Raw genomic sequence first — 12646 nt, forward strand, 5'->3', positions numbered from 1 at the left:
AGACCCCTTGAAGACGACGAGGTTGATAGGTTCGGGGTGGAAGCACAGCAATGTGTGGAGCTGACGAATACTAATCGGTCGAGGGCTTATCCTACTGCTTAAGAATTCATTATTTCGCATCCAGTTTTCAAGGCACAAGCTTTGAACATATTCCCTGATAGCTCAGTTGGTAGAGCACTCGACTGTTAATCGAGTTGTCACAGGTTCGAGTCCTGTTCGGGGAGCCAATATGCTCTCATAGCTCAGTAGGTAGAGTGCATCCATGGTAAGGATGAGGTCACCGGTTCGATCCCGGTTGAGAGCTCCAGAAGTATTTTTAAGGCCCGTTGGTCAAGGGGTTAAGACACCTCCCTTTCACGGAGGTAACAGGGGTTCGAATCCCCTACGGGTCACCATATATACTTATACGGTGGATATATTGCCTGTGGAGGCTTAGCTCAGCTGGGAGAGCATCTGCCTTACAAGCAGAGGGTCGGGGGTTCGATCCCCTCAGCCTCCACCATTACAACATTGGGGATTAGCCAAGCGGTAAGGCAACGGACTTTGACTCCGTCACTCCAAGGTTCGAATCCTTGATCCCCAGCCATTTTAATACGAGCCATTAGCTCAGTTGGTAGAGCACCTGACTTTTAATCAGGGTGTCGAAGGTTCGAGTCCTTCATGGCTCACTTTTCTTAATAAGCTTCACCCATGCGCGTATGGCGGAATTGGCAGACGCACCAGACTTAGGATCTGGCGGGCGACCGTGGGGGTTCAAGTCCCTCTACGCGCACCATACTTAACACCCAAACCTTCAGAAGATGTCCTGAAGGTTTTTTTGTGCTACATTGTAACCATATTAATTTTTAAGGCAAAGGAGATATCGATAATGAACGAAACTATAGCTAAGTTGTTGCAACACCGCTCTATACGCAAATTTACGAAGGATCCGATTACGCAAGAGCAGCTTGATGCCATATTATCCGCGGCTCAGCAAGCATCAACTTCAAGCAATATGCAAGCCTATTCCATTATTGGTATTACGGATAAGGTACTGCGCAGCGAGCTGGCTAAGCTGGCGGGAAATCAGGCTTATATAGAGGAAAGCCCCGTATTCCTCGTCTGGTGCGCGGATTTGTACCGCTGGGAGCAAGCAGCGAAACGGCATTACGGGGAAGTGATTCCTAGTACAACGGAGAACTTTATTATCGGTACGGTGGATACGGCATTAGCCGCACAGAACGCTGCTGTAGCAGCCGAATCTCTTGGGCTTGGTATCGTTTATATCGGAGGGATCCGGAATCAGCCTGATAAGGTGTCTGAACTTCTGAAGCTGCCGCAGCATGTGTATCCGGTGTTTGGCATGTGCATTGGCGTACCGGATCAGTCTCCGCTCGAACGGCCTCGTCTGCCTCGCCAAGCAGTCTATTTTGAGAATACATACAAGCAGGACGCCATAGACTCTGCTATTGATGCTTACGATGAGACGCTAAGCGCTTATATGACGGCTAGATCGAACGGGAAGGCCAGCGCGACATGGTCGCAGTCGATGGCAGGCAAGGCGGGTCCTGTACGCATTCATATGCGTTCGTTTTTAGAGAAACAAGGATTTAAGCTGGAGTAACGTTCATTCCCTTAAATATGAAGTCCATTAATCCAAAGTCATTTGGTCAAGTATCACATTTCTGTCATTGACAACGTATCTGAGAACGATTATCATTATACATAGTTAATTGATAATTGTTATCACGACGCGCTGCAGGCGCATAAATAAAAACGATCCGCCTTGCGGCATCGGAAGGAGCGTGCAGGTCAAATGATTCGTCTTGCGACTTCGAATCTCGACATTGCTTATGATGATCGACTCATCGTTCAAAATTTAAATATTGCTATCCCTCAAGGTAAAATTACAGCCCTTGTCGGTTCCAACGGATCGGGTAAATCGACCATTCTGAAGACGATGGCGCGTTTAATGCACCCATCTGCAGGCAGCGTTCTTTTGGACGGAAGATCGATTCACAAGCAGTCTACAAAAGAAGTGGCGAAGCAGCTTGCGATTTTGCCGCAGAATCCGACAGCTCCGGACGGCCTGACCGTTGCCGAGCTCGTGTCGTACGGTCGCTTTCCTTACCAAAAGGGCTTCGGGTCTTTAACGAAGGAAGACCGCGGTATTATCCAATGGGCTATTGAGGCGACAGGCATGGGAGAATTCACCGATCGCCCGGTTGACCAATTGTCCGGCGGTCAGCGCCAACGCGCATGGATTGCAATGGCACTTGCGCAAGAGACGGACATTTTGTTCCTCGACGAACCAACGACCTTCCTGGATATGGCCCATCAGCTTGAAGTGCTCCACTTGCTGCAGAAGCTTAATGAGATGAACAACCGCACCGTTGTCATGGTTGTCCATGATTTGAACCATGCCTCCCGTTACGCGCATCATATGGTTGCCATCAAGAAGGGCACGGTCGTAGGTGAAGGCACTCCGGCTGAAGTCATGACACCGGATATTTTGCGTGAAGTATTTAATATCGAAGCCGATATCGTTCCTGATCCTCGCACAGGTGTACCGCTTTGCCTGCCACACGCATTAGCCGGCGAACCGGCTGCTGACAAAGCGCTGGCTGACTCGAGGCCTGAACGGATTTTGACTGCTGCAGGGGCATAATTATAATGAAAGGCCGTGCGGGAATGGCGCGGCTTTTTCTTTTTATAACTTTTCTTAAAAAAACTTTTATAAAACAGTTGCATTTTGTTTTTGAAGGTGATATATTATTACTTGTCGCCGCGATGATAAGTAAACGCGAACGACAGCGAAAGTAACATGCGGAAGTGGCTCAGCGGTAGAGCATCGCCTTGCCAAGGCGAGGGTCGCGGGTTCGATTCCCGTCTTCCGCTCCATAATGTGCGGCCTTAGCTCAGCTGGATAGAGCGTTTGACTACGAATCAAAAGGTCAGGAGTTCGAATCTCTTAGGCCGCGCCAATCTTTACTAATACTTACTTATATTTGTCGGGATGTAGCTCAGCTTGGTAGAGCACCTGGTTTGGGACCAGGGGGTCGCATGTTCAAATCGTGTCATCCCGACCATTTAATACGCGGGTGTAGTTCAATGGTAGAACTTTAGCCTTCCAAGCTAATAGCGTGGGTTCGATTCCCATCACCCGCTCCAGATTTTCAAACAATCTCCTTCTTCGGAAGGAGTTTTTATATTTTATCTCCTTATATTGGCAGCCCCCGCTGGGGCTGCCTTTCGCGCGTTATGAAAAGAAAGTGGGTGCTTCGGGCTTCAACCGAGCGTCATTTTGTAGTATGATGATTAGAAGTTGAAAATGCGTTAAAGTACAGGAGGATCAGTATGTCGGACCAAGTAACATCGACTTTATCGGCACAACATCGGCCGCAGGCTAACAATTTACTGCGCAGAGACGTCCGTTTCCTAGGCAACATACTTGGGGAAGTGCTCGTCCATCAAGGCGGCCGCGAACTGCTGGATATCGTCGAGCAAATTCGTGAAACAAGTAAAGCGTTACGCGCTGAATTTGTACCTGAGCTTTTTGAACAGTTTAAGACGACAATTGCATCATTAAGTCCCGAAATTCGCCATCAGGTGATCCGTGCATTCGCGATCTATTTCCAATTGGTCAACATTGCAGAGCAGAACCACCGTATTCGCCGTAAACGCGATTACGAGCGTTCAGCAGGGGAAAGTGTACAACGAGGTTCCATTGAGAGCGCGATTTCCGATCTGAAAGAGCGCAACATCGATGTTGAAGGTGTTCAAGAAATCCTGAGCAATATTTCACTCGAGCTCGTGATGACTGCGCATCCGACGGAAGCGACGCGTCGTGCCGTGCTTGATATTCATAAGCGGATTGCCGAAGACGTAATGGAGCTTGATAATCCGACGCTGACTTACCGCGAACGCGAGATCCTTCGGGACAAGCTGCTGAACGAAGTACTCATTCTATGGCAGACCGACGAGCTCCGCGACCGTAAGCCAACTGTTATCGATGAAGTGCGCAACGGGTTGTATTACTTCGACGAAACCCTGTTTGAGGTGCTTCCGAACGTATACGAAGAACTGGAACGCAATCTTACGAAATATTATCCGGGAGAGTCCTGGCATGTACCAAGCTATCTGCGCTTCGGCTCATGGATCGGCGGAGACCGTGACGGCAACCCGTCCGTAACCGCTAAGGTCACATGGGAGACGCTGACGCTTAACCGCCAGCTGGCTATTAAGAAATACGAAGAGAAGCTGCATGAGCTTGTCAGCATTCTGAGCTTCAGCACGAACCTGGTTGAAGTATCCGAAGAGCTGATTAACTCGATTAAGAAAGACCGCGAGCACGTGGAACTCAAATGCATCGATCTGTGGCGCAATGCGAAAGAACCTTACCGCATTAAGCTGGGCTTTATGCTGGAGAAGCTGGCGAATACGCGCGACGAGTCGCTCAAAGGCTCTGCAATGCGTTACAACAACGCAAACGAGCTGCTTGAGGATCTGTACATTATCGACCGCAGCTTGCGCGGGCATTTTGCCGATTATGTAGCGGATACGCACATTGGCAAGCTTGTACGCCAAGTGGAGCTGTTTGGCTTCCATATGCTTACCCTCGATATCCGTCAGCACAGCCAAGAGCATGAGAATGCAATGGCCGAAATTTTGGCGAAAATGAATATCGCTCAGAACTACGGTTCCTTGTCGGAAGATGAAAAGATTGAATTGCTCGGCAAATTGCTGGAGGATCCGCGTCCTCTTACTTCTTCCCATCTGGATTACTCGCCTTCGACTCGCGAGTGCCTTGACGTATACCACACGGTATACAGAGCGCAGCAAGAGTTCGGACCGGAATGTATTTCGACTTATCTGATCAGTATGACACAAGGCGCCAGCGACATGCTGGAGGTTATGGTATTCGCGAAAGAGGTTGGCTTGTTCTGCAAGGAAGCAGACGGCAGCGTTCGCTGCACGCTGCAATCCGTGCCGCTCTTCGAGACCATTGACGACCTTCACGCCGCACCTGGCATCATGAAGCTGCTCTTCGAGCTGCCGATCTATCGTCAAGCCGTAGCGGCAAGAGGCGATCTGCATGAAATCATGCTGGGTTACTCCGATAGTAACAAAGACGGCGGCGCGGTAACCGCGAACTGGGAACTGCGCGTAGCGCTTAACGATATTACGGCAACTGCGGGAGAATACGGCGTGAAGCTGAAATTCTTCCATGGCCGCGGCGGTGCGCTTGGCCGTGGCGGAATGCCGCTTAACCGCAGTATCCTGGCTCAACCGCCACATACGGTTGGCGGCGGTATTAAGATTACCGAGCAAGGCGAAGTATTGTCCTCGCGTTATTCGATGCAGGGCATTGCTTACCGAAGCCTGGAGCAGGCAACATGGGCGCTTATTACGGCTGCCCGTCTTGCGAAATATCCGCAGGCACAAGACGACGCCGTGCTGAAGGAATGGGAAGAGATTTCCCGTTCGATCTCGGAAACGGCTTTGAACAAATACCAAGATCTGATCTTCCGCGATCCGGACTTCCTGACTTACTTCAAAGAGTCGACTCCGCTTCCTGAGGTTGGCGAGCTGAACATCGGTTCCCGTCCTTCGAAACGGAAAAATAGCGACCGCTTCGAGGATCTTCGCGCGATTCCTTGGGTATTTGCATGGACGCAGAGCCGTTACTTGCTGCCGGCATGGTATGCGGCAGGTACTGCCCTGAAGCAGTATACCGGCGAGGATGCGCAGCGTCTTGAAACGTTGAAGACGATGTACGAGAAGTTTCCGTTCTTCCGTTCGCTCATCGACAATCTGCAAATGGCACTGGCAAAAGCAGATTTAACGATCGCGAAGGAATATGCGGATATGATCGCCGACAGCACGATTCGCGACCGTATCTTCACGCAGATCGAGAACGAATATAAGCTGACTTCGGAAATGATACTGAGCATTACCGGTCAAGACGAGATTCTGGACAACGTGCCTGTTATCCAGGAATCGATTCGTCTGCGGAATCCATACGTGGATCCGCTCAGCTACATGCAAGTTCAGCTTCTGAGCGAGCTGCGAGCGTTGCGCGCGAAGGAAGAGGATGATCCTGAGCTGCTCCGCGAAGTGCTTCTTACCATTAACGGAATTGCTGCGGGTCTGAGAAACACGGGCTAACAGCAGACTTATAACCGGGCATTCGGCTTAATACAAGCCGGATCGCCCGGTTTTTGTTTTAAAAAACGAATTCGCCTATTATTTATCCTCCTTTATAATCCGCTTAAGTTTGATTTAAGGTACAACCCTCATGATAGTAATCAAGCAAGCGACATCAATTGCAAAAGCGATTGTCATGACAAAGGAGCGATTAAGATGAACCATAACGAATTCGAAAATAACCAAGTAAACGGAAACGATACAACTAACACCGAATCCACTGCTGAACATAAGCCATATACCTATACTTACAGAACGAGCCGCTCGACGGCAAATCTTCGCGAAGCTTACGAGAATCAGCTGCAGCTGACGGGGATGGACGGATCGGACGGAGGATACGGCAGCGGCGGAAAGAAGAAGGGGAGGAAATCGCAGGCCAAGGCCATGGTTGCGGCTTTCCTTGTTGGCGCGGTAGTTATCAGCGGATTTATGTACGCATCGGATAAAACAAACTTGTTCACCGGTAATCAGCCGCCTACTGCGGCAACTACACTCGCGAGCAATACGCCGCAGCAGTCGGCGGGCGTAACTACGGCATCGGTAAGCGTAGACGCTTCTATCGCTGACGTATATAAAGCTGCATCGCCTGCGGTAGTGAAAATCGAGAATTACACGGAGCCGGTTCAAAGCACGGGCAGAGGCTTCGGAGGCAGAGGCGGCTGGCAGGGATTTAGCCAAATGCCGCAGTCCCAAAGCGGCAGCGGTCAATCTAATTCGACCGATTCCACCGATAGCTCTAATCTGCAGCTGGCGGGAACGGGCACAGGATTCTTTTTCGAATCCTCCGGTTATATCCTGACCAATGATCATGTAGTCGAGGGAGCCGCGCAAGTGAAGGTGCAGGTAGAAGGTTATGATGAGCCGTTTGTGGCTGAGGTCGTAGGCGAGAACGCGGATCAGGACTTAGCCGTATTGAAAATCACGGGCTCCAAGGCATTCCCGACTCTCGCGATTGGCGATTCCGATCAAACCGCTATCGGGGATTGGGTTATTGCAATCGGCAACCCGTACGGCTTTGACCACACGATGACCGTTGGGGTGCTAAGCGCGAAGGAACGTCCAATTACGATCAGCGAGGAAGACGGCACCGAGCATCAATACGAGCATCTGCTGCAAACGGACGCTTCGATCAACCCGGGCAACTCCGGCGGACCGCTGCTGAACGCAAAAGGTGAAGTTATAGGTATAAATACAGCCGTCAATGCCGAAGCGCAAGGCATCGGATTTGCGATTCCAACCAGCACGATTCAAGAAACATTGAAGCAATTGCTTGGCCGCAGCGCATAATGCCATTATTCACTTATAAGGTTTGGGAAACGGAGGGGCGCTTATGCGCCTCTTCGTTTTGTTTTTTGCTTTTGCTTTTGCTTTTGAAGGGGGAGAACCGATATAATAGATCAGATGCGAATGGAGGACTTTTGTTCGATGAAAATTTCATCTGGCTATTGGACGGGCGTTGTTATGGTCGTTACCGCGGCAGCATGCTACGGAATCATGTCGCCGGTGCTTAAGCTTGCTTACGAACATGCCTATACCTTTCAGCAAATTACGGTACATCAGGCCGGAATAGGCGCGGCGCTGCTGTGGATCCTTGTCCTTTTGCGGCCAAACTCATGGAATAAGCTGGAGTTCGGTTTGAGACATTGGGCGGCATTAGCGTTTACCGGTATTTTCGGCCTAAGTATGACAACCGTATTATATAATCAAACCCTGGAGAGACTGGATGCTTCTTTTTCAATTGTCTTGCTTTTTCAGTTCATGTGGATTACGATTTTGCTAGAAAGTTTACGGAACCGGAAATGGCCGACGAAATGGCAATGGGCAGCCATTGTTATGGCTATGGCAGGAACGGTGCTGGCGGCCGGTTTGCTCCAGAATAATCTTAGGGACATGGACTGGGCTGGTGTTGGATATGGACTGGCCTCGGCGTTTTCGTACAGTCTTTTTCTATTTCTGGCGGGCAGAGTGGCCCCGGGTTACGATCCTGTATTTAAGTCGGCTCTTATGATGTCATTCGGATTTATTGTTATTCTGATTATGTACGGCTCTGCGACATTCCAGGGCAGTGCCGGCCTGCAATGGAAGCTTATGGGCTGGGGTTTCGCGCTTGGGCTGCTCGGGCAGGTCATGCCAACGGTCTTCTTTAACGCGGGTATTCCCCGGGTGGGAAGCGGGCTTGCTTCCATGCTGGGAGCAACGGAGCTGCCTTTTGCCGTAATAAGTGCATGGCTGATACTAGGGGAGCCGATAACGTTGACCGGTACCGGTGGCATATTGCTTATTCTAGGCGGTATTGTTGTGGCCGAATACGGTGCGCGCCTAAGGCGGCAAGCCGCTTGACCGGACCATGCTTGCGAAGTAAGAATTAACACGAGCCGCGTGTTTGGACCATGCTTACGAAGTAAGAATTAACACGAGCCGCGTGTTTGGACCATGCTTACGAAGTAAGAATTAACACGAAACAGCTTGTGTTAATTCTTTGTAGGAGGATGAATAGTGAATGTATTGGAAGCCCGTCTCGCCAGGTTAGCGTTGAAAGGCGACCAGCGGGCATTTGCTGAGCTTGTGGGCCTGTATCAGGACAAGCTTTTCCATATGGCCTACCGAATGTTATATAACCGCCAGGAGGCGGAAGACGTCGTTCAGGAAACCTTTCTGCGCGTCTATAAAAATCTGGAGCGGTACGACGAGTCGCTCAAATTCTCCACGTGGATCTACCGGATTGCCACGAATCTTTGCATCGACCGGCTGAGGAAGCGAAAGCCTTCTTATTCGCTGGATGCGGAATCTACGGATCACGAAGGTTTGGATGGCTACTCCATGATCCCAAGCGATGACCGTACGCCCGAATCCGAGCTTCTGCTGTCGGAAACCCAGCGCATTATACACGAGTCGATCGAATCGCTTCCTCCGAAGTACAAGACGATTATGATGCTCCGCTATATCCAGGAGATGTCTCTGCAGGAGATTGGCGACGTTCTGGATATGCCGGTTACGACAATCAAGACGCGCGTCCACCGGGGCAGGGAGTTTTTGCGGAAAAAACTGGAGCACAAGCTATAGGCCAAGGAGAAACGGCTGTCGCCGTCCTTGGCGGAATCCGGAGAATGCTTCCGGACAGGAAATACTTATACCATTTTATAGCTTAAAAAAAGTGAAACATCTAATGCGAGCTATACGTACTCTATAAATGTGAAGAGCTTATGCGCAAGCAAACGAAAGAAAGGACTGGCTGCTATGAATTGCAACGTCGCGGTTGTATGGATGCATGATTATTTGGACGGCGATCTGCCGCGTGAAGACGCGCAAGAACTAAAAAATCATTTGCACGCATGTCCCGCTTGCCTGGCCCGCTTTGAACAGCTGGAGAAAACGGAAGCGATGATGCTGGGTACCCTTGAGCATACCGTTTCCATTCCCGATTACGATAAATCAGCTTTGACCGACCGTATTATGGCGCAGCTGCCAAAACCGGCAAAAACAAAAGAGCGTCGCGGCGTGCTCCGGTTCATCTACAAGTATCCGGGTCTTACGGCCGCCGCGTTGTTCGTGCTTGTCATGCTCGGCAGCTTCACTTCGATATGGGAACAGGACTCCAAGCTGATTGTATCCGGAGAAGATCTGCAGCAGGTTGTCATTAACGGAAACACGGTCACGGTTCCGGAAGGTGCCCATGTGAAAGGGAATCTGGTTGTCGAGAATGGAACGGCTGATGTGAAAGGCGAGGTAGATGGCAACGTAACGGTCATCGACGGCAGCCTCAATCTGGCATCAACGGGGTACATCGCAGGACAAAGCCGGACCATCGACCAGGCGCTGGATTGGTTCTGGTACAAAGTGACGGAAACGTTCAGCGGATTGGCTTCTTAGGACGAACTGCCTCTCTTGCAGAGAGGCGGTTATTTTTTTTATGAAAAAAAGGGTTTCGAAGTGCGATTCTAGAAAAGAATAAAGTTGAGTCCAAAAAAACGTATGATGGAGCAGATTACGTTTCGCGGGTAAAATATAGGCGGAAAGATAGAGAAATCTTATACTTACTTAAATGATGAGTTGTCGTCGGCAGTTTGGGGGTTGATCTATGAATTACTTCAATGATTTGACTTGGAATGGCTGGATAAAGGACATCATTGATATCGGCATTGTCAGTTATATTATCTATAAATTGATTTTGCTGGTGAGAGGCACAAGAGCAGTCCAGCTTTTGAAAGGGATTCTGGTCCTGGTTGGCACCTGGGCGATAAGTACCTGGTTTAATCTTTATACGCTGAAATGGCTGATGAACCAGATGTTTACGTTTGGCGTTCTGGCTGTATTTATCATTTTCCAGCCGGAGCTTCGGCGCGCGCTTGAGCAATTGGGACGCGGGAAGCTGTTTGCCCGTACGTCTACGCTGGAGCGGGATATTATAGCCGAACAGGTCGAGAGCATTATGAAGGCTGTTCAGCATATGTCTCAGCGGAGTATCGGGGCATTGATTGTTTTTGAACGAAATACGGGAGTCAGCGAGTTGATTGAATCCGGGATCCAGATGGAATCGCGGATTACGTCGGAGCTGCTCATAAATATTTTTACGCCGAATACACCGCTGCACGACGGGGCGGTTATTATCCGGGGCAATCAGATTATGGCCGCAGGCTGTTATTTGCCGCTTTCGGAAAATCCGTTTATCAGCAAAGAGCTGGGGACGCGACATCGCGCGGCTATCGGGGTAAGCGAGGTGAGTGACGCCGTCGCGGTTATCGTCTCGGAAGAGACGGGGCAAGTCTCCCTTGCGATTAACGGAATGATTGTCCGCGATATTAAGGAAGAATCGCTTATTTCCAAGCTGTTCGAAGAGCTGACGCCGAAACAGACGAGCGGCAAGGAGCGGGCAACCGTTTCCTCGTTCTCATTCTCCTCGTTCTGGAAGCGGAAAGGAGGCAGCGATGGATAAGTGGTTAAGTCATCCGACGATACTCAAGATTCTTTCGGTTGCGATTGCGCTTCTTTTATGGGCTATGGTTCATTTTGATCCGGAATCGACCCCGGCCACGGTGACGTCCACTATGGATACCAAAGTCATCGAGGCCGCCTCGGTTATTCCGACCGGACTGGATGAAACGAAATATGCACTTGTAAATGTAGAACCTACCGTAGTCCGGCTGGTCGTAGAAGGACGCAAAGCGAATTTGTTGACGATGAAAGACGAGGATTATGCGGTGCATCTGGATTTGAGTCACGTGACGCCAGGCGAGCATGTGGTGCCGCTGACCTATGATTTGCCCAAGGGCATTAGTCTGATTGAAATGTCGCCGCGTTCCGCTACAGTGGATATTGTAGAGATCGAGACGAAAACGTTCGAGCTTGGGGTCGCAACGGAAGGAACGCCCGCGAACGGTTATATTGCCGGCACGCCAACGGTGAAATCGGGAACGATCGTGAACGTTACGCTGCCGAGGGACGAGATGGCTCTCGTCGGGGCGGTGCGTACAACCGTTGATATCGAAGGCTCGGAGAAAAACGTTGTGAATAAAAAAGCGCAGGTTGTTGTCTACGATACGGAAGGCGAAGCGATGGAGCATGCCATCATACGTCCTTCGACGGTAGAGGTCGAAGTGCCGGTAACTCCTCCGCTTAAGACAATGCCGCTGCAGATCAGCTACACGGGGAGTTTGCCGGATGGTCTTAGCGTGAGCTCGGTAAAGGCGGATATTGATAAAGTCGCCGTATACGGGGATCAGAAGCTGCTTGATTCCATGGATACATATACCGGCGGCGTGACGGTGGATTTATCGAAGATCAAGGAATCCGGTACGGTCAAAGCGAAGGTAACGGCCGTTGGCGACGTGAAGATGGTCGAGCCGTCCGAGATTAATGTGGAGGTTACGGTTGTGCCTTCCCAGACGCTGACGCTGGACCGCAGCGTCATCTTGAACGACTTGCCCGGCGGGCTGAAGACAGCTTTTAAGGATCCTCCCGACGGTCATGTCTCGATCACGGTTCGAGGCGCGCCTAATATGCTTGCGGCTATTCAAGCCAATGATGTGCGGGTTATAGCGGATCTGAGCGGGGCCAAAGTGGGTCAGGCCATGTTTCCGCTGCTTGTGAAGCTGCCGCGGTTTATCGAACTGGCCAATGAGTCCCAAAAATTTACGGTTACGCTTGATATTGCGGATAAAAACGCCCCTAGCGGGAACAACTCGGACGGCGGAAGCAATAATGGCAACGGGGATGTCCCGGCTGGCGGACAACCGGAGGATACGCCATCGCCGCCGCCGGATACGGATACGGGAGCAGGAAACGGTACCGGGAATGGCTCCGGAAACGGCTCGGATACGGATGCAGGCTCCAGTCCTGATCCTTCTTCGAGCACGGACACCGGGGCTGACCCCGATGCCAGCCATTAAGGAATGCAGGCATGCTAGCGAAAAAAGCGGTAATTAATAGTAGTTCAAAAGCGGCCTCAGATGGAGTAGGATAT

The 12646-nt window shown here is 50.6% G+C and carries 9 protein-coding genes, 11 tRNA genes and 1 rRNA gene; all 21 read left to right on the plus strand.

Annotation, left to right across the window (positions count from 1 at the left end):
- Positions 1-94, plus strand: a 23S ribosomal RNA gene (locus tag EV294_RS23995); the annotation flags it as partial.
- Between the two features lie 57 nt (positions 95-151).
- Positions 152-227: transfer RNA gene (locus tag EV294_RS24000), tRNA-Asn, on the plus strand.
- Between the two features lie 4 nt (positions 228-231).
- Positions 232-307 (plus strand) — tRNA-Thr (locus EV294_RS24005).
- A gap of 13 nt (positions 308-320) precedes the next feature.
- Positions 321-395 (plus strand) — tRNA-Glu (locus EV294_RS24010).
- Positions 396-426: 31 nt separating this feature from the next.
- Positions 427-502 (plus strand) — tRNA-Val (locus tag EV294_RS24015).
- Positions 503-511: 9 nt separating this feature from the next.
- Positions 512-586 (plus strand) — tRNA-Gln (locus EV294_RS24020).
- 9 nt (positions 587-595) lie between these two features.
- A tRNA-Lys gene (locus EV294_RS24025) sits at positions 596-668 on the plus strand.
- 24 nt (positions 669-692) lie between these two features.
- Positions 693-775: transfer RNA gene (locus EV294_RS24030), tRNA-Leu, on the plus strand.
- 93 nt (positions 776-868) lie between these two features.
- Positions 869-1603, plus strand: a complete 735-nt coding sequence (gene nfsA, locus EV294_RS24035; protein WP_132311499.1) for an oxygen-insensitive NADPH nitroreductase — start codon at positions 869-871, stop codon at positions 1601-1603.
- A 192-nt stretch (positions 1604-1795) separates the two neighbouring features.
- Positions 1796-2647 carry an ABC transporter ATP-binding protein gene (locus EV294_RS24040; protein ID WP_132311501.1) on the plus strand — a complete coding sequence of 284 codons (852 nt, stop codon included), beginning with the start codon at positions 1796-1798 and terminating at the stop codon, positions 2645-2647.
- A 158-nt stretch (positions 2648-2805) separates the two neighbouring features.
- Positions 2806-2880: transfer RNA gene (locus tag EV294_RS24045), tRNA-Gly, on the plus strand.
- A 6-nt stretch (positions 2881-2886) separates the two neighbouring features.
- Positions 2887-2963 (plus strand) — tRNA-Arg (locus EV294_RS24050).
- A 28-nt stretch (positions 2964-2991) separates the two neighbouring features.
- A tRNA-Pro gene (locus tag EV294_RS24055) sits at positions 2992-3068 on the plus strand.
- A gap of 8 nt (positions 3069-3076) precedes the next feature.
- Positions 3077-3150 (plus strand) — tRNA-Gly (locus tag EV294_RS24060).
- Between the two features lie 186 nt (positions 3151-3336).
- Positions 3337-6147: a phosphoenolpyruvate carboxylase gene (ppc, locus tag EV294_RS24065; RefSeq protein ID WP_132311503.1), complete on the plus strand. Its 2811-nt coding sequence runs from the start codon at positions 3337-3339 to the stop codon at positions 6145-6147.
- Positions 6148-6342: 195 nt separating this feature from the next.
- Positions 6343-7473: a S1C family serine protease gene (locus EV294_RS24070; protein ID WP_132311505.1), complete on the plus strand. Its 1131-nt coding sequence runs from the start codon at positions 6343-6345 to the stop codon at positions 7471-7473.
- A gap of 138 nt (positions 7474-7611) precedes the next feature.
- On the plus strand, positions 7612-8526 hold the full coding sequence (locus EV294_RS24075) for an EamA family transporter (RefSeq protein WP_132311507.1): 915 nt from the start codon (positions 7612-7614) through the stop codon (positions 8524-8526).
- A gap of 156 nt (positions 8527-8682) precedes the next feature.
- Entirely contained in the window at positions 8683-9249 is a 567-nt protein-coding gene (gene sigW, locus EV294_RS24080) for an RNA polymerase sigma factor SigW (RefSeq protein WP_015847179.1), read from the plus strand.
- A 174-nt stretch (positions 9250-9423) separates the two neighbouring features.
- A complete protein-coding gene (locus EV294_RS24085; protein WP_132311509.1) occupies positions 9424-10056 on the plus strand; it encodes a zf-HC2 domain-containing protein in 633 nt (210 codons plus the stop codon).
- Between the two features lie 208 nt (positions 10057-10264).
- Positions 10265-11119, plus strand: coding sequence for a diadenylate cyclase CdaA (gene cdaA / locus EV294_RS24090; protein WP_132311511.1), 855 nt, complete (start codon positions 10265-10267; stop codon positions 11117-11119).
- Positions 11112-12572, plus strand: coding sequence for a CdaR family protein (locus EV294_RS24095; RefSeq protein ID WP_132311513.1), 1461 nt, complete (start codon positions 11112-11114; stop codon positions 12570-12572). Before cdaA ends, EV294_RS24095 begins: the two co-directional genes overlap by 8 nt.
- Positions 12573-12646 lie beyond the last annotated feature (74 nt).

The sequence above is a fragment of the Paenibacillus sp. BK033 genome, assembly GCF_004345425.1.
Lineage (GTDB): Bacteria > Bacillota > Bacilli > Paenibacillales > Paenibacillaceae > Pristimantibacillus.